This window comes from Streptomyces sp. NPDC111507 (assembly GCF_055638955.1).
In genome coordinates this window covers 191,029-207,258 of the sequence record NZ_JBVKBU010000009.1, presented here as the reverse complement: position 1 = coordinate 207,258, position 16,230 = coordinate 191,029, and the positions used below count along the sequence as shown (strand labels likewise).

At 71.4% G+C, this 16,230-nt stretch carries 15 protein-coding genes; 11 read left to right on the top strand and 4 right to left on the bottom strand.

Translation table 11 applies throughout. From position 1 onward, the window contains the following. Positions 1 to 52: 52 nt before the first annotated feature. On the bottom strand, positions 53 to 667 hold the full coding sequence (locus tag ACZ7M2_RS32235; protein ID WP_471598315.1) for a TIGR03086 family metal-binding protein: 615 nt from the start codon (positions 665 to 667) through the stop codon (positions 53 to 55). A gap of 122 nt (positions 668 to 789) precedes the next feature. Between ACZ7M2_RS32235 and ACZ7M2_RS32230 the strand changes: the two genes are divergently transcribed. Together ACZ7M2_RS32230 and ACZ7M2_RS32225 are read left to right on the top strand one after the other, a co-directional pair. Then, positions 790 to 1,824: a helix-turn-helix transcriptional regulator gene (locus ACZ7M2_RS32230; RefSeq protein ID WP_471598314.1), complete on the top strand. Its 1,035-nt coding sequence runs from the start codon at positions 790 to 792 to the stop codon at positions 1,822 to 1,824. A gap of 125 nt (positions 1,825 to 1,949) precedes the next feature. Then, entirely contained in the window at positions 1,950 to 2,792 is an 843-nt protein-coding gene (locus ACZ7M2_RS32225) for an NAD(P)H-binding protein (RefSeq protein WP_471598313.1), read from the top strand. Between the two features lie 197 nt (positions 2,793 to 2,989). On the opposite strand, the gene ACZ7M2_RS32220 is transcribed toward ACZ7M2_RS32225, so the two are convergent. Continuing rightward, positions 2,990 to 3,643, bottom strand: a complete 654-nt coding sequence (locus tag ACZ7M2_RS32220) for an FMN-dependent NADH-azoreductase (RefSeq protein ID WP_471598312.1) — start codon at positions 3,641 to 3,643, stop codon at positions 2,990 to 2,992. Between the two features lie 103 nt (positions 3,644 to 3,746). Between ACZ7M2_RS32220 and ACZ7M2_RS32215 the strand changes: the two genes are divergently transcribed. From ACZ7M2_RS32215 to ACZ7M2_RS32200, 4 genes are all read left to right on the top strand, one after another. Beyond that, positions 3,747 to 4,118: a winged helix-turn-helix transcriptional regulator gene (locus ACZ7M2_RS32215; protein ID WP_471598311.1), complete on the top strand. Its 372-nt coding sequence runs from the start codon at positions 3,747 to 3,749 to the stop codon at positions 4,116 to 4,118. 299 nt (positions 4,119 to 4,417) lie between these two features. Further along, positions 4,418 to 5,803 (top strand): DUF2252 domain-containing protein, encoded by a 1,386-nt coding sequence (locus ACZ7M2_RS32210; RefSeq protein ID WP_471598310.1) that lies wholly within the window; start codon positions 4,418 to 4,420, stop codon positions 5,801 to 5,803. A 116-nt stretch (positions 5,804 to 5,919) separates the two neighbouring features. Beyond that, entirely contained in the window at positions 5,920 to 6,819 is a 900-nt protein-coding gene (locus tag ACZ7M2_RS32205) for a hypothetical protein (protein ID WP_471598309.1), read from the top strand. 72 nt (positions 6,820 to 6,891) lie between these two features. After that, the gene (locus ACZ7M2_RS32200; protein WP_054237233.1) at positions 6,892 to 7,221 is read left to right on the top strand and encodes a rhodanese-like domain-containing protein; all 330 of its coding nucleotides are present in this window, start codon (positions 6,892 to 6,894) and stop codon (positions 7,219 to 7,221) included. 182 nt (positions 7,222 to 7,403) lie between these two features. Here ACZ7M2_RS32200 and ACZ7M2_RS32195 read toward each other — a convergent pair whose 3' ends face one another. Further along, positions 7,404 to 8,537, bottom strand: a complete 1,134-nt coding sequence (locus ACZ7M2_RS32195) for an acyl-CoA dehydrogenase family protein (RefSeq protein WP_471598308.1) — start codon at positions 8,535 to 8,537, stop codon at positions 7,404 to 7,406. A gap of 366 nt (positions 8,538 to 8,903) precedes the next feature. Between ACZ7M2_RS32195 and ACZ7M2_RS32190 the strand changes: the two genes are divergently transcribed. Genes ACZ7M2_RS32190 through ACZ7M2_RS32180 form a run of 3 tightly spaced genes read left to right on the top strand, consistent with a single transcriptional unit; the run spans position 8,904 to position 11,826 of the window. Continuing rightward, positions 8,904 to 9,797 (top strand): DUF5819 family protein, encoded by an 894-nt coding sequence (locus tag ACZ7M2_RS32190; RefSeq protein WP_471598307.1) that lies wholly within the window; start codon positions 8,904 to 8,906, stop codon positions 9,795 to 9,797. Next, the gene (locus ACZ7M2_RS32185; RefSeq protein WP_471598306.1) at positions 9,794 to 11,023 is read left to right on the top strand and encodes an HTTM domain-containing protein; all 1,230 of its coding nucleotides are present in this window, start codon (positions 9,794 to 9,796) and stop codon (positions 11,021 to 11,023) included. The genes ACZ7M2_RS32190 and ACZ7M2_RS32185 overlap by 4 nt, the downstream gene beginning before the upstream one ends. After that, positions 11,020 to 11,826, top strand: coding sequence for a TrmH family RNA methyltransferase (locus ACZ7M2_RS32180; RefSeq protein WP_471598305.1), 807 nt, complete (start codon positions 11,020 to 11,022; stop codon positions 11,824 to 11,826). Before ACZ7M2_RS32185 ends, ACZ7M2_RS32180 begins: the two co-directional genes overlap by 4 nt. Positions 11,827 to 11,887: 61 nt before the next feature. On the opposite strand, the gene paaN is transcribed toward ACZ7M2_RS32180, so the two are convergent. Further along, positions 11,888 to 13,588, bottom strand: a complete 1,701-nt coding sequence (gene paaN / locus ACZ7M2_RS32175; RefSeq protein ID WP_471598304.1) for a phenylacetic acid degradation protein PaaN — start codon at positions 13,586 to 13,588, stop codon at positions 11,888 to 11,890. Positions 13,589 to 13,736: 148 nt separating this feature from the next. Here paaN and ACZ7M2_RS32170 point away from each other — a divergent pair, with 148 nt between their 5' ends. Both ACZ7M2_RS32170 and ACZ7M2_RS32165 read left to right on the top strand, forming a co-directional pair. Next, the gene (locus ACZ7M2_RS32170; protein ID WP_471598303.1) at positions 13,737 to 15,251 is read left to right on the top strand and encodes a 3-hydroxyacyl-CoA dehydrogenase; all 1,515 of its coding nucleotides are present in this window, start codon (positions 13,737 to 13,739) and stop codon (positions 15,249 to 15,251) included. After that, positions 15,248 to 15,838: a TetR/AcrR family transcriptional regulator gene (locus ACZ7M2_RS32165; RefSeq protein ID WP_352049495.1), complete on the top strand. Its 591-nt coding sequence runs from the start codon at positions 15,248 to 15,250 to the stop codon at positions 15,836 to 15,838. Before ACZ7M2_RS32170 ends, ACZ7M2_RS32165 begins: the two co-directional genes overlap by 4 nt. Positions 15,839 to 16,230: the final 392 nt, after the last annotated feature.

The window sequence follows — 16,230 nt, the reverse complement described above, 5'->3', positions numbered from 1 at the left end:
CCGGATCGATCTCCGGCGGCCCGCCCGCTCGATCGTCTGCCGCGTCGCCCCGTCAGGGACGACGTCCGTACCAGCCCACCAGCTTGTCGATGTCGGGAGCGTCCTCGTGCACCTCCACCACCGGACCGAACGGCACCTGGCCGCCGCGGGGCTCCGCGGGCACGGCCCGGTGCATGTTGGCCAGCGGCGCGGCGAGCATCTCCGGGTCCCACTCGGGGCTCTGACCGGTCGCCTTCGCCAGGTCCCAGGCGTGCAGCACGAACTCGTTGGTGTAGATCACCGAGGCGACCACCCCGGGAACCGGGCCCCAGGGCAGGCCGATCTGGCGGCCCAGTACGGCCGGGTCCGACCACACCGCGTCGAACTCCTTCGTCGACTCCGACCAGGCCTTGGCCCAGTCGCCGTCGGGGACGTCCTGCGCGAAGTGCGGAACGCTCATGAAGGAGCCGCCCGCGCCCATGACGGCGACCCGGCGCAGCACGGACACCACGTGGTTGGCCATGTCACGGACCGAGTAGTCGGGACACGGGGTGACGGTGTCGTACTGCTCGGGGCGCAGCGCGGCGAGCGTACGTCCGGTGAGCTCGACGGCCTTGAACAGGCCGCCGCGGGGGTCGGTGGGCGGGTTGGCGGGGGAATTGGTGCTGCCGGCCATGTCTTGAGTCATGTCTTCATCGTCGAGGTCAAACAGGTCATCTTGTGGCCTCTTTCTGAAGCCTCATCAGATCTTGCTGAAAATAGATGTATTGGCTCAAAGCATCCCGAAATCCATGAGCGGGGGCGGTCGTTGTGAAGGCTGACCGTCTGGTGGCGACCCTGCTGCTGCTCCAGGCGCGCGGGCGGGTGACCGTGCGCGAGGTGGCCCAGGAACTGGAGGTGTCGGAGCGCACCGCGCGCCGCGACCTGGAGGCCCTCACCACCGCCGGTGTCCCCGTCTACTCGCAGCGCGGCCGGGGCGGCGGCTGGAGCCTGGTCGGCGGCGCCCGCACCGATCTGACCGGTTTCACCTCGCGGGAGATCGGGGCGTTGTTCCTGGCCGCGGGCCCCTTGTCGGCCTCGCCCGAACTGCGGGCCGCGTTGCGGAAGTTGATGCGGGCGGTGCCCGCGCCCATGCGGCCGCACGCCGAGGCAGCCGCCAAGGCCATCCTCATCGACGGTGTCGACTGGTCGCGCACGGCGGGCGGCGGCGGCCCCCACCAGCACACTCTGGAGCGGGCAGTGCTCGACGGCGAACAGGTCCGGCTCGGCTACGCCCATCCCGACCGGGCTCCCGGCGAGCGCACGGTGCACCCGCTCGGCCTGGTCTCGAAGGCCGGCCGTTGGTACCTCGTCGCCGGTACCGAGGAGGGGCTGCGCACCTTCCGGCTCAGCCGGGTCACCTCCGCGACCGGGACCGGTGAGCCGGTGCGGCGCCCGGAGGGTTTCGACCTCGCCGCCGCCTGGCGGGAGTTGGCCGCCGAGGTGGAACAGCGGCTGACCGCGGCGACCGTACGGGCGCGGGCCGACCGCGACGCCCTGCCGGTGCTGCGGCAACTGCTGGGCGGTCGGCTGCGGACGGGCGAGGCCCAGATCGACGGCCGGGTCGAGTTCACGGCCGACGGACCTTCGGTGGAGGTGCTCGCCGCCCAACTGGCCGGTCTCGGCAGCCGCGTCGAGGTGCTCGATCCTCCGGAGGCGCGGGAGTCGCTCGTACGGCTGGGCCGTTCGCTCACCGCGGTGTACGGCGGGCACGAGGAAGAGTCCCGCTTGGATAGCCACTTTCCTCTAGGTACCTACTATACGGAGGATGTTAGCGTCCCTGTCATGGCCGCCCACCACGGATGACCGGCGGATTTCCCCACACCGACCCCCACACCGACCCCCCTCTCTCTCCACCTCAATCCCCACACCGATGCAACCGATGACTGCTGATTACTGGTTCGGATTAACGCACTAGGGAGTTTTTTCTGATGATCGTCGTCACTGGAGCCACTGGAAATGTCGGACGTCCGCTGATCGAGGCGCTCGCCGAGGCGGGGGAGCAGGTCGTGGCGGTCTCGCGCCGCCCGCTGCCCTCCCCGGCGGCCGGTGTCCGCCACGCCCAGGCCGACCTCGGCAGCGCCGAGAGCATGCGGCCGGTACTCGAAGGCGCCGACGCCTTCTTCATCCTGCTCGCCGGCGAACTGCTCGGTTACGGCGAGGCCGCGACCGACCTGCTGGCCGCAGCCCGGGACGCCGGCGTCAAGCGGGTCGTCCTGCTCTCCTCGCAGATCAACGCCACCCGCCCCGACTCCGCCTCGCACGGCAGGCTGCGCGAGTTCGAGGAGGCCGTTCGCGGATCGGGCCTCGACTTCACGATCCTGCGCGCGGGCGGATTCGCCTCCAACGCCTTCGCCTGGGCCGAGTCGGTCCGCGCCGACCGCACGGTCTTCGCCCCGTTCGGTGACGTGGCCCTGCCGGTCGTCGACCCCGCGGACATCGCCGCGGTCGCCGCGGTCGCCCTGCGCGAGGACGGTCATGCCGGTCGTACGTACGAGGTGACCGGCCCCGAAGCGGTCAGCCCGCGTGCGCAGGCCGAGGTGATCGCCGAGGCCATCGGTGAGGAAGTGACCTTCGTGGAACTGACCCGCGAGGCCGCCCACAGCCACATGGCCCAGTTCATGCCGGAGGACGTCATCCCCGGCACCTTGGACATCCTCGGTGCCCCGCTCCCCGCCGAACAGCGGGTCAGCCCCGATGTGGAGAAGGTCCTGGGCCGCCCGGCCACTCCCTTCTCCGGCTGGGTGAGCCGCAGCCTCCCGGCGTACAAGTAGCCGGCTCGGCCCACTCGGCCCCTCGGCCCGATCGTCCCCCGGTACCGCCGCCGGATGCCCGCTGTGATCCATCCCCCGCGGCAGTGGGCATTCGGCGGCCCATACGCACAGCCCCGCAGGTCACGAACCTGCGGGGCTGTCGCGTCATGGGGGGGGCGTACCGAGGCAGGGGTTCATTCACCCCTCCCCCGGAGGGGCTACGCGGCGAAGCGCTCGGCGAACTCCTTGGCCTTCGTGGCCGCCTCGTGGGCGGCCTTGGTGCGGGAGGCCTCGTACAGCGGGATCAGATCGGCCATCGCCGGGTTGTGCGGCGCCATCGTGAGCTCCGGGACGATGACGTGGACGTCCAGGGCGAGGGTGTCGCGCAGGACCGCCTCCAGGTAGTTCTGGACGTACTCGTAACCCTCGCGCGGGGTGCCCGGCGCGTAGGAGCCGCCGCGGCTGGCGACGACCGTGACCGGGGTGCCCTTGATCTTCGAGTCCTCGCTCATGGCGGTACGGCCGATGAGGATCACCTGGTCCAGCCACGCCTTGAGGGTCGAGGGGATCGTGAAGTTGTACATGGGCGCGCCGATCAGGATCGCGTCCGCCTGCTCCAGCTCCTCTATGAACGTCAGGCGCTCGGCGAAGGCCGCGGCCTGCTCGGGGGTGTGCGCGTCCGCGGGGGCGAAACCGGCGGTGTGGGCGTCGGCCGTGATGTGCGGCACCGGGTTCACGGCGAGGTCGCGGTAGATCACGGTGCCCTGCGGGTGCTGCTCCTCCCAGGCCTTGCGGAACGCGTCCGTGACCGTGCGGGAGGCGGAGGCTGCGCCCGGGAAAACGGACGAGTCGACGTGCAGGAGGGTGGCCATGGGGATCTCCAGGAGAAGGGGGCGAACTTTTCGTACTGGACTAGAGATAACACAGCTACTTACTTTTTTTCATCCCCCTACGGGAACACAGTACCCTGGACCCATGCCAGATCCGGGGATTCACGACGCAGGGCCGTGCCAGAGGGTCGACGACGGCATGGCCCGCGTCTTCCAACTGCTCGGGAAGCGCTGGACCGGCCTGGTCGTGGCCGTGTTGCTGCCGCATCCCGCGCACTTCGCCGACCTGCGCAGAGCGATCCCCGGCATCAGCGAACGGATGCTCTCCGACCGCCTCACGGAACTCGGCGCGGCGGGGCTGGTCGTCCGCGAGGTCGACGAGGGTCCTCCGCTGCGGGTCGTGTACGGCCTGACGAAGGCGGGCGCCGCACTGCAGCCCGCGCTCCTGGAACTCGGAACCTGGGCGGAGGAGCACCTGCCGGGGAGCCCGCCGTGCCCGGGCGAACTCCGCAAGTGACCCCGGACCGGGGCTGATGGTGAGCTGATCGCGAGGGCGGGGTTTTCCACAGGCTGAGAGTTGTCCACAGGGTCTGACGCGTTTCAGCCACCGGCGGTACGGTCATGACGAGTTGATGTTCGTGCGTGACGGGGGAGGCAGTCGGTATGACGGATCTTGGTGCAGTGGATCGGGCGCAGCAGGACCAGCGGAGCCGACCGGGCGGGCGGGACCATCAGGATCATCGGGGCGGACAGGACGAACAGGGTCGGCGGAGCGAAGAAGATCGCCGGAGCGAACAGGGTGGGCAGGCGTCCAGGGTGTCCGGGGTCTTCGGCGTGCGGGGATTCGCGGGCCGGCCCGTGCAGGCCGCACCCAAGGAAGAGGGCAAGGCGCTGCGCCGACGGGTGCCGCGCGGCGTGCATGCGGAGCTGAGCTTCGACGCCGGCCGGCCGGACGCGGTGACCGCCGTCGAGGAGTCCAACCTCGGCCGGATCCCGGAGCTCACTCCGATACGGGTCGGCAGGATGGCCGCCACCCCCTTCGCCTTCCTGCGCGGTTCGGCCGGCCTCATGGCCTATGACCTCGCGCGCACCCCCGCGACCGGCATCGCCGCCCAGATCTGCGGCGACGCCCACGCGGCCAACTTCGGCCTGTACGGAGACGCGCGCGGCGGCCTGGTCATCGATCTGAACGACTTCGACGAGACGGCACACGGCCCCTGGGAGTGGGACCTCAAGCGCCTCGCCACCTCGCTCGTGCTCGCGGGCAGGGAAGCGGGCGCGGACGAGGACACCTGTCGCAAGGCCGCCCACGACGCGGTCGGTGCCTACCGACGCACGCAGCGGCTGCTCGCGAAGCTCCCGGTGCTGGACGCGTGGAACGCCATCGCGGACGAGGAACTCGTCTCCCACGCCGACGCCCACGACCTGCTCGGCACCCTGGAGCGGGTCATGGAGAAGGCGCGGGCCAACACCAGCGGACGGTTCGCGGCCAAGTCGACCCGGCCGACGGAGGACGGCAGCCACCGCTTCGTGGACGCGCCTCCGGTGCTGCGCCGGGTACCCGACGCGGAGGCCTCGGCGGTCGCTGCCTCGCTGGAGCACTACCTGACCACCGTCTCCGAGGACCGTCTCCCCCTCCTCGCCCGGTACGCGGTGCACGATGTCGCCTTCCGCGTCGTCGGCACCGGCAGCGTCGGCACCCGCTCCTACGTCGTGCTGCTCCTCGACCACCGCGGCGAACCCCTGGTCCTCCAGGTGAAGGAGGCCCGCGCATCGGCGCTGCTCCCGCACCTGGCGACGGCCGGCCACGCCATACCGGAGGTGCCGCACGAGGGCCGCCGGGTCGTCCTCGGCCAGAAGCGCATGCAGGTCGTCAGCGACATCCTGCTCGGCTGGACCACCGTCGAGGGCCGCCCCTTCCAGGTACGCCAGTTCCGCAACCGCAAGGGCAGCGTCGACCCCGCCGCCCTCGCCGCCGACCAGGTCGACGACTACGCCCGTATGACCGGCGCCCTTCTCGCGCGCGCCCACACCCACACCGCCGACCCCCGTCTCATCGCCGGGTACTGCGGGAAGAGCGAGGAGTTGGACGAGTCCATCGCCTCGTTCGCCGTGGCCTACGCCGACCGTACGGAGGCGGACCACGCGGAGCTGGTAGCGGCGGTCAGGGAGGGGCGGTTGGCGGCGGAGCTCGGGGTGTGAGCCGCACGATTCGAGAGGAGCGGGGCGGCCCGAGAGCGGCAGGGCTGGGGCGTGGCGCACCGCCCCGGCCGGGGGAAGGCCGCGAGTCGTAAGGGGCCGTGGCCTAGTCTGGTCGGGTGACGACCCCGGAAGCCGAGCACAGCGAGTCCGACCGTACCCAGGCCGAGGATGCCCGGCCCCAGGGCGCCGGGGATGCGGATGCCCACGACGGGTCCGCCCCGGAGGCGGCGCCCGAGGCGCAGCCGCGGCCCGAGGAGCGGCTGGAGCGGGCCGTGCGGGCGGCCGAGCAGGCGTTGATCGAGTTCGAGATCGCCGTGGAGACCTTCCGCGTCGAGGTCGAGAACTTCTCGCGCCTGCACCACCAGAAGCTCGGCCCGATGTACTCGCGGCTCGACGAGCTGGACGCGCAGATCGCCGAGGCGGTCGCCGCGCGCACCGGGGACGTGGAGGACATACGCAAGGCGGACGAGGCGCGGGCGCGGGTCATGCCGATGCCCGGGGTCGAGGAGCTCTTCCACGGCTGGATGGACTCCGAGGGACTGTTCCCCGAGGCGGTGGCGATGCTGACGGACCAGTCCGTACGCCCCCCGCAGCGCGTACGCCCCAGCGACGAGGCCCGTCAGCTCTACCGTGAGCTGGTCCGCAAGGCCCACCCCGACCTGGCACAGGACGACGACGAGCGCAGGCGGCGCGACGAGTTCATCGCCCGGGTCAACGCCGCGTACAGCCGTGGCGACGAGGCCCTGCTGGGGGAGTTGTCCGAGGAGTGGGCGGCGGGCCCGGTGCCCGAGGAGTGGAAGCCGAGCCGCAGTGAGGAGCTCTACGCCCGCCTCGAGTGGCTCGCCCAGCGCAAGGAACTGCTGACCCTCGTCGCCCGCGAGCTGGAGGAGAGTGCCATCGGCGCCATGCTCAAAATGGCCCCGGAGGACCCGGACCGGCTCCTGGACGAGATCGCCGAGCAACTGCTGGCCCAGGTCGACGAGCGCGAGAAGGAGCTGACCCGGCTGGTCGACTAGGGCCTGTCCGGCGGGGGCTTCGGGTCGCCTGCCCGGTCGGGTAGCGTCGGGGGCATGAGTTTTGGATCTGGTGTGCCCACGGTCGAGGTCGGGGATCTCGCGGACGGAGACTTCCTGCTGGACGTCCGGGAGGACGACGAGTGGCAGGCGGGCCATGCCGCGGGGGCGCTGCACATCCCCATCAGTGAGTTCGTCGCACGCTACGGCGAGCTGACCGAGGCGGCGCCGCAGGACGGCAGGGTCCATGTGATCTGCCGCTCCGGGGGCCGTTCGGCGCAGGTCACGATGTACCTGGTCCAGCAGGGCATCGACGCCGTGAACGTCGACGGTGGCATGCAGGTCTGGGCCGCCGCCGGCCGCCCGGTCGTGGACGACAAGGGCACCCCCGGCTTCGTGCTCTAGCCACCGGCAGGGCACCCCGGCTCCGTGCTCGCCACCGGCGAGGGTTCACGCACGCTGGAGCCACCGGCAGGGTTCGCGCCCGCGCTCGCATCCGCCGAGTGACGTTCACCACCGCTGCCCGGGGCTTGCCCACACCTGGAGAGGCGAGGACGAGCCGTGGGCGTGGGCGTGGGCGTGGGCGTTCAGCCCAAGGGATGGGCCGCGAGCAGATCCCCCAGTGCCTCCTCGTGCGCCGCCGCCGGTCCGAGCGACAGTTCAAGCTGCTTGGCCCAGGCGTGGTACCGGTGCAGCGGGTAGTCGACGTCGGCGCCGAACCCCCCGTGCAGATGCTGCGCGGTCTGCACGACCCGTCGTACCCCTTCCGACGCCCAGATCTTGGCGACGGCCACGTCCCCGGACGCCGGAAGCGCACCCCCCGCCCCCGTGCTGATCCGCCACGCGGCCTGCCACAGCGTCGCCTCCATCGCCCGCAGGTCGATATAGCGGTCGGCGGCCTGCACGGCGACGGCCTGGAACGTGGCGACCGGGAACCCGAACTGCTCCCGCTTGCCCGTGTACGTGCTGGTCATCGCGAGCACCCGCTCGCCGAGCCCGAGCGCCAGCGCGCACGTCCCGGTGGCCAACAGCTCGCGCAGCCACTCCCACGCCCCGTCGGCGTCGATGACATCCCGGGCGGTGATCCGCGCGGACTCCAGACGCAGCTCGCCGAGCCGTTCCCCGGTCGTGGAGATCTGCTCGCCGAGGACGACGCCCTCATGGACCCGGGGTGCCAGCGCGAGGACGGTCCGGCCGCCGCCCGTGTGCGCGGGTACGACGGTGAAGTCGGCGTTCTGCGCCCACGGAACCGCCGTCTGCACCCCGTCCAGCACCCACACGTCACCGTCCCGCCGTGCGGTCACGGCGAGTTCGGCCGGGTCGTGCCCGGTCCGTCCGTTCGCCGCGACGGTCAGCACGACCTCGCCCCGGCCCGCCCGCGCGAGCAGCTCCGCCTTCAACTCCTCGCCGCCGTAAGCCTGTACGGCCACTGCCGCCGCACTGCTCTCCAGCAACGGCACCCGCGCCAGCACCTTCGCCGCCTCGCGCAGCACCAGGCACAGGGCGATCGCGTCCAGGCCCGCCCCGCCGTACTCCGCGGCGAGCAACAGACTCAACAGATCCGCATCGGCGAGCTTCGTCCACAGCGCCCGGTCGAAGTCGTCGGCGACGGCGCCCGCGGTGATCGCTGGGCTGGGTACTCCGTCGGGCGCGACCCCGCCGAACACCGCCTTCGCCGCCTCGACCGCCGCCTGCTGCTCCTCGGTGAAGGTGAAGTCCACGTCCCTGTCCTCCCACGCACCGATCCACCGACCCGGCGGACACCGGATCTGACGGAGCGTCAAGATAGAACAGGTTCTACAAGAAGGGAACGGTCCGGCCGCGGAAGGCCCACCGCCTCGGCAGACCGAACGTTCGGTTTCTATCGCCGCACGGCGGGGCGGGCGGCCGTAGGGTGTCCACCGCTGTGGATAACCTCAGGGTCGCTGTTGTGTCGCTGTTGTGCCCGCTGTGCCGAATGGGGCTGTGCTGGGCGGTCCGGCCTGAGTACCGTTCCGGTGCGCACGCCGCGGTGTGGTGCGCGCGGGCGCCACGGCGCCGCGCGGTCCGGCGGCAGGAATCGGACCGGGATCGGGAATCGGGGCGGAATGGACGCGTACGACGAGGGTACGAAGGCCCGGCATCTGCCGGACGGCCCTGACGGCTCCCTGCCCGAGGGCCCCGCCTCCGCCGGTTCCACCCCCGACAGCACACCCTCGCCCGACCAGGAATCCGTCGGCCAGGAATCCGGTGGCCACGAATCCGGTGGCCAGGAATCCGTCGACCAGGAATCCGGTGGCCAGGCGCCCATCGGCGATCCCCCTGTCCCCGCCCCCGTCCCCACCGGCATAGCCTCCCTCCCCCTCCGCTCCCAGGTTGTCGCCGCGCTCGCCCTCGCGGTCGTCGCGGTGGTCGCCTGTGTGCACCTCGGCATGGTGTTTCTGCACGTCGCGCCCTCGAACACGGTCACCAAGCAGCACGGCCGGGCGATCGACGACTGGATCTACCCGGAGTTCGAGCAGAACTGGAAGCTCTTCGCCCCCAACCCGCTGCAGCAGAACATCGACGTCCAGGTCCGTGCGCAGGTCCGCGGCGCGGACGGTGGCATCACCGAGACCGGCTGGTACGACCTGTCCGCGCTGGACGGCGCGGCGATCGACGGCAATCTGCTGCCGAGCCACACCCAGCAGAACGAACTGCGCCGGGCCTGGGACTTCTACATCGGCACGCACGACAACGACAACCGCCCCGCGGGCCTGCGCGGCGACCTCTCCCAGCGCTATCTGCGCCGGATCGTCGTGCTGCGTCTCGACCGTGAGGGGGCCGGCGGCAAGGGTGCCGTCGTCGAAAGCGTCCAGGTCCGTTCGCGTACCACCAACGTGCCGCCCCCGAAATGGAGCGAGGAGCAGGTGTCCGACACGCCCGTCCTGCGCGAGCTGCCCTGGTGGACCGTTCCCGAGGAGGACGTCACGGACGCGCGGACGGAGGCGAGCGCCCGATGAACCGCATCGCAGTGTCGATCTCGCGCGGTATCGCCCGGGTCACCGACGCCGCCCTCGGCCCGTACCAGACGGCCGTGATCCGCATCGGCTTCGCGGCCACCTGGCTGCTGTTCCTGCTGCGCGAGTTCCCGCACCGCCAGGAGATGTACGGCCCCGACGGACCGTGGAAGTGGGACCTCGCCCAGCGGCTCGTCGCGGACAACCACGCCTTCACGATCCTGATGTGGTCCGACAGCCAGGTGTGGTTCGAGACCGTCTACGCCCTGGCCGTCCTCTCGGCTCTCCTGCTGCTGGTGGGCTGGCGGACCCGCACGATGTCCGTGCTCTTCATGGTCGGCGTGCTCTCGCTGCAGAACCGCAGCATCTTCATGGGGGACGGCGGCGACAACGTCATCCACCTGATGGCGATCTATCTGGTGTTCACACGCTGTGGACAGGTGTGGTCGCTGGACGCCCGGCGGGCCCGGCTCGCACGGGAGGCGCGCGCGCGTGAGGACCTTCCCCGGGCCGGGACCCAGGACCGGGTCGGTCTCGTCCTGTGGGCGGTGCTCGGCCTGCTGCTGGCCGCGGCGACGGGCGCGGGGCGGCTGAGCCCCGGCTGGCTGGCGATCTTCTGGGGGCTGTGGGCGGTCCAGGCGCTGTGGGGGGCCGTCGGCCGCCTGGCGCGCGCCGCGGAGCCTCGGATCCTGCTCGACGTCATCGCCAACGCCGTGCACAACGCGGCCCTGCTCGTGATCATGGCCGAGGCGTGTCTGATCTACGCGACCGCCGGCTGGTACAAGATCCAGGGCTCGCGCTGGCAGGACGGCACGGCCGTCTACTACCCGCTCCACCTGGACTACTTCTCTCCCTGGCCCGCTCTGTCCGACCTGCTGGCCTCACACGGCACGATCGTGATGCTGGTGACCTACGGGACGGTCGCCGTCCAGGTCGCCTTCCCCTTCACCCTGATCAACCGGCGCGTCAAGAACGTCCTGCTGGCCGCCATGATGACCGAGCACGCCGTGATCGCCGTGGTCCTCGGGCTGCCGTTCTTCTCGCTCGCGATGATCGCCGCCGACGCGGTGTTCCTGCCGACGTCGTTCCTGCGGCGCCTCGGCGGATGGGCGGCACGCGGGCGTGGACGACTGTTTCCGCCCGGCGCCCGGAAGCTGCCGGGCCAGCGCGCTCAGGGGCCGCGCACCCCGGAGCCGGCCGAGGACTCGCACGTAGGCTTCACCGCATGAAGGACCCCGCAAGCGACCCCACGGACCGTGTGCAGGACCCGGTGGGCGACCGTCGGCAGGACCAGGACCCCGTGAGCGCCTGGCACCGCCTCGCCGACACCTCCGTCCTGCTCGACGGCTTCCACGCCCTCAAGCACGCCGTGCGCTTCCGGGCCGAGGTCCTGGTGGCGGTCACCAGTGACCGGCCGGCGGCGCTCACCCTCACCGACGAGTTGGCCCCGGACGTACGCGAGGCCCTGGACGCCCTCCTGGTGGAGGTTCCGGAGGCCACGTACCGCTCCCTCGTCCCGCGTCCGCACCCGACCGCGGTGGCCGCGTTGGCGGTACGTCCCTCCCGCGAGGCCAATCTGCGGGCGCTGGCCCGCACACCCCGCACCGCCCCCGTGGTCGTCCTCGACCATCCGCGCAACCTCGGCAACGCCGGCGCCGTGATCCGCCTCGCGGCCGGCTTCGGCGCGACCGGCGTCGTCACCACGGGCACCCTCGACCCCTGGCACCCCACGGTGGTGCGGGGCGGGGCGGGCCTGCACTTCGCGACCGCCGTGGAGCGGCTGACGGTGGCCGAGCTGCCGTCCGGGCCGGTGTTCGCCCTCGACCCGGACGGCGAGGACATCCGGGGACTGAAGCTCCCGGACGACGCCGTGCTCGCCTTCGGCTCCGAGCGCAGCGGCCTTTCCACCGACCTGCGCGCGCGTGCCGACCATCTGGTGTCGCTCCCGATGCGCCCCCAGGTCTCCAGCTACAACCTGGCGACGAGCGTGGCCATGACCTTGTTCCACTGGAGCGCCCCGCAAGGGGGCTAGGGCCTGCCGTTTGGATCAGGCCTGGGCCGCGGGGCCTGGGACCTGTCCGGCGGAACAGGTCCTAGCGTCGGACCTCCACCACCCGGAACCGGTTGGCCACGAAGCCCCCGTCGCACAGCGCGGCGTTCGCCGCCGGGTTGCCGCCCGACCCGTGGAAGTCCGAGAACGCGGCCGTCTGGTTGACGTACACGCCGCCCGTCAGATTCAGGGACAGCTGGGCACACTCCTCCAGACAGGCCTCCCGTACGGCCTCCTCGACGACCTCGTCGGTGGTGTACGCCCCGACGGTCATCGCCCCCTTCTCCCGGACGGTCCGCCGCAGCAGCTCCACCGCATCCCCTGCCGAGTCGACCGCGACCGCGAAGGACACCGGTCCGAAGCACTCGTTCATGTAGGCGGCCTCGTCGTCGGCACCCTCCCAGTACTTCCGGGCACCGTCGAGCTTGACGATCACCGGGGTGCGGACGACCGCGTCCGGGAACTCCGGGTTGCCGACCTCACGCGACGCGAGGGCGACCTCGCCGAGCCCTGCCGCGGCCTCCAGACGTGCCTTGACGTCCGGGTTCACGATCGCGCCCAGCAGCCCGTTGGCACGCGCGTCGTCCCCGAGGAGTCCGTCGACCGACCGGGCGAGGTCGGCGACCACCTCGTCGTACGACTTGGAGCCCTCCTCCGTGCGGATGCCGTCGCGGGGGATGAGGAGGTTCTGCGGGGTCGTGCACATCTGGCCGCTGTACAGGGACAAGGAGAAGGCCAGGTTGGACAGCATCCCCTTGTAGTCGTCGGTCGACTCCACGATCACCGTGTTGACGCCCGCCTTCTCCGTGTAGACCTGCGCCTGGCGGGCGTGGGTCTCCAGCCAGTCGCCGAACGCCGTCGACCCGGTGTAGTCGATGATCCGGATCTCGGGGCGCACGGCCAGGGTCTTGGCGATGCCCTCCCCGGGCCGCTCGGCGGCGAGCGCCACCAGGTTCGGGTCGAAACCCGCCTCGGCGAGCACCTCGCGCGCGACCTGCACGGTGAGCGCGAGCGGCAGCACCGCGCGCGGGTGCGGCTTGACGAGCACGGCGTTACCGGTGGCCAGGGAGGCGAACAGGCCCGGATAGCCGTTCCACGTCGGGAAGGTGTTGCAGCCGATCATCAGCGCGACACCGCGCGGCACCGGCGTGAACTGCTTGGTCATCGCGAGCGGGTCGCGCTTGCCCTGGGGCTTGGTCCACTCCGCGGTGTCGGGCGTGCGGACCTGCTCCACGTACGCGTACGCCACCGCTTCCAGGCCGCGGTCCTGCGCGTGCGGGCCGCCCGCCTGGAACGCCATCATGAAGGCCTGGCCGCTGGTGTGCATGACCGCGTGCGCGAACTCGTGCGTGCGGTCGGCGATCCGCTTGAGGATCTCCAGACAGACCATCGCGCGCATCTCCGCGCCCGCGTCGCGCCAGGCCCGCTGTCCGGCCCGCATGGCGGGCAGCAGCACGTCGACGTCCGCGTGCGGGTAGGTGACCCCCAGCTCGATGCCGTACGGGGAGATCTCACCGCCCACCCAGTCGTCGGTGCCGGGCTGGCCGAGGTCGAGGCGGCTGCCGAGGAGGGCGTCGAAGGCGGCCTTGCCCTCGGCCATGCTCAGGCTGCCGTTCTCCCCGTAGGCCTTCGGGTGCTCGGGGTGGGGGGACCAGTACGCGCGCGTGCGGATCGCTTCCAGCGCCTGGTCGAGGGTGGGCCGGTGCTGGGCGGTCAGCTCGTGCGCGGTCAGTTCGGCGGCCATGCGGGACCATCTCCTCGTCTCAAGAACTCTTCGCTGAGCTCATGACCTGGGCAGAAATAGCCGGACAGAGTTAGAGTAACCGAACGATCGGTCGGGACAAGGGGGTCCGCCGCATCTGTGGAAAACCCCGTGCGGGAGGATCGCGCACATGACAGCACTCGACCTCAGCAGCCCCGTGGCCGTCGTCGGCACCGGCACCATGGGCCAGGGCATCGCCCAGGTCGCGCTCGTCGCGGGCCACCCCGTGCGGCTCTACGACACGGTTCCCGGGCGTGCCGACGTGGCGGCCAAAGCGATCGGCGCGCGCCTCGACCGGCTCGTCGAGAAGGACCGGCTCGCCGCCGCCGACCGGGACGCGGCACGCGCCCGGCTGCACCCCGCGCACAGCCTCGCCGAGCTGGCGGACTGCGCGCTCGTCGTCGAGGCGGTGCTCGAACAACTCGAGGCGAAACAGCAGCTGTTCCGCGAGCTCGAGGACATCGTCGAGCACGACTGTCTCCTCGCCACCAACACCTCGTCGCTGTCCGTCACGGCCATCGGCGGCGCCCTGCGCAACCCCGGCCGGCTGGTCGGACTGCACTTCTTCAACCCGGCGCCGCTGCTGCCGCTGGTGGAGGTCGTCTCCGGGTACGCGAGCGACTTCTCGTCGGCCACGCGCGCGTACGAGACGGCACGCGCCTGGGGCAAGACGCCGGTCGCCTGCGCCGACACCCCCGGATTCATCGTCAACCGCATCGCCAGGCCCTTCTACGCCGAGGCCTTCGCGGTGTACGAGGCGCAGGCCGCCGACCCCGCGACGATCGACGCCGTCCTGCGCGAGTGCGGCGGCTTCCGGATGGGGGCCTTCGAGCTGACCGACCTGATCGGTCAGGACGTCAACGAGTCCGTGACGCACTCCGTGTGGCAGTCCTTCTTCCAGGACGTGCGCTTCACGCCCTCGCTCGCCCAGCGGCGACTCGTCGAGTCCGGCCGGCTCGGCCGCAAGACGGGGCACGGCTGGTACGACCACGGAGCCGACGCCGAGCGTCCGGAGCCGCACACCGCGGAGAAGGCGCAGGCACCCGCGTACGTCGTCGCCGAGGGTGATCTGGGTCCGGCCTCCGAACTGCTCACGCTGATCCGCGAGGCGGGCATCCAGGTCCGCGAGGACGAGGAGGACCACGGGACCCGCCTGGTGCTGCCCAGTGGCGGCCAGCTGGTCCTCGCCGACGGCCAGACGTCGGTCGAGTTCCGCGACGTCGTCTACTTCGACCTGGCGCTCGACTACCGCCGGGCGACCAGGATCGCCCTCTCCGCCTCCCAGGACACCGCCCCGCAGACCCTCTCCGAGGCCGTCGGCCTGTTCCAGGCGCTGGGCAAGACCGTCAGCGTCATCGGGGACGTACCCGGCATGATCGTCGCCCGGACCGTGGCGCGGATCGTCGACCTGGCGCACGACGCCGTCGCCAAGGGCGTCGCCACCGAGGAGGACATCGACACCGCGATGCGGCTGGGGGTCAACTACCCCCTGGGCCCCTTCGAATGGAGCCGCAGGCTCGGCCGGAGCTGGGCCTGTTCCCTTCTGGACGACCTGCACCAGCGCGATCCCTCCGGGCGCTACGCGCCCTCTCTCGCGCTCTACCGCCACGCGTACGCCACCGAGAAGCGCGAGGGAACCTCATGACCACCGCCAAGCGCGACACGTACACCCCCGAGAGCCTGCTCTCCGTCGCCGTCCAGGTCTTCAACGAGCGCGGCTACGACGGCACTTCCATGGAGCACCTGTCCAAGGCGGCCGGTATCTCGAAGTCTTCGATATACCACCACGTCACGGGCAAGGAGGAGCTGCTGCGCCGCGCCGTCAGCCGGGCCCTGGACGGTCTCTTCGGCATCCTCGACGAGGAGCACGCGCGCGTGGGGCGTGCGGTGGAGCGCCTGGAGTACGTCGTGCGGCGCATGGTCGAGGTACTCACCGCGGAACTCCCGTACGTGACCCTGCTGCTGCGCGTGCGCGGCAACACGGACACCGAGCGCTGGGCCCTGGAGCGGCGCCGCGAGTTCGACCACCAGGTGGCCGAACTCCTGAAGGCCGCGGCCGCCGACGGGGACGTACGCGGCGACATCGAGGTCCGCCTGGCGACCCGCCTGGTCTTCGGAATGATCAACTCACTCGTCGAGTGGTACCGCCCCGACAGCCGAGGCATGGGCGAACGCGAGGTCGCCGACGCGGTGGCGCAACTGGTCTTCAGCGGCCTCAGAGAGGAACGCTGACCCTCCGCCCCCCACTCCCACCCGCGTCCCCTCACCCTTTCAGCCCCCGGCCCACGCCCCTGAGGCCCCGGCCCTCCGACCGGTGGACCCTCCGACCCGTGGGCCCTCCGACCCGTGGGCTCTCAGCTCCCTGGCCCGTCGTCCCTGGCCCTCGGACTCTGGGGCATCGGTCCCGGCCTTTCGACCCGTGGGCTCTCAGCTCCCTGGCCCTTCGTGCCCGGCCTTCGGACTCTGGGGCATCGGTCCCGGCCTTTCGACCCGTGGGCTCTCAGCTCCCTGGCCCTTCGTGCCCGGCCTTCGGACTCTGGGGCATCGGTCCCGGCCTTTCGACCCGTGGGCTCTCAGCTCCCTGGCCCTTCGTCCCCGGCCCTCGGACTCTGGGGCATCGGTCC

Coding starts and splice junctions, on each gene's coding strand:
- ACZ7M2_RS32235 (WP_471598315.1), bottom strand. CDS start 667: ATGACTCAAGACATGGCCGGCAGCACCAATTCCCCCGCCAACCCGCCC.
- ACZ7M2_RS32225 (WP_471598313.1), top strand. CDS start 1,950: ATGATCGTCGTCACTGGAGCCACTGGAAATGTCGGACGTCCGCTGATC.
- ACZ7M2_RS32220 (WP_471598312.1), bottom strand. CDS start 3,643: ATGGCCACCCTCCTGCACGTCGACTCGTCCGTTTTCCCGGGCGCAGCC.
- ACZ7M2_RS32215 (WP_471598311.1), top strand. CDS start 3,747: ATGCCAGATCCGGGGATTCACGACGCAGGGCCGTGCCAGAGGGTCGAC.
- ACZ7M2_RS32190 (WP_471598307.1), top strand. CDS start 8,904: ATGGACGCGTACGACGAGGGTACGAAGGCCCGGCATCTGCCGGACGGC.
- ACZ7M2_RS32185 (WP_471598306.1), top strand. CDS start 9,794: ATGAACCGCATCGCAGTGTCGATCTCGCGCGGTATCGCCCGGGTCACC.
- ACZ7M2_RS32180 (WP_471598305.1), top strand. CDS start 11,020: ATGAAGGACCCCGCAAGCGACCCCACGGACCGTGTGCAGGACCCGGTG.
- paaN (WP_471598304.1), bottom strand. CDS start 13,588: ATGGCCGCCGAACTGACCGCGCACGAGCTGACCGCCCAGCACCGGCCC.
- ACZ7M2_RS32170 (WP_471598303.1), top strand. CDS start 13,737: ATGACAGCACTCGACCTCAGCAGCCCCGTGGCCGTCGTCGGCACCGGC.
- ACZ7M2_RS32165 (WP_352049495.1), top strand. CDS start 15,248: ATGACCACCGCCAAGCGCGACACGTACACCCCCGAGAGCCTGCTCTCC.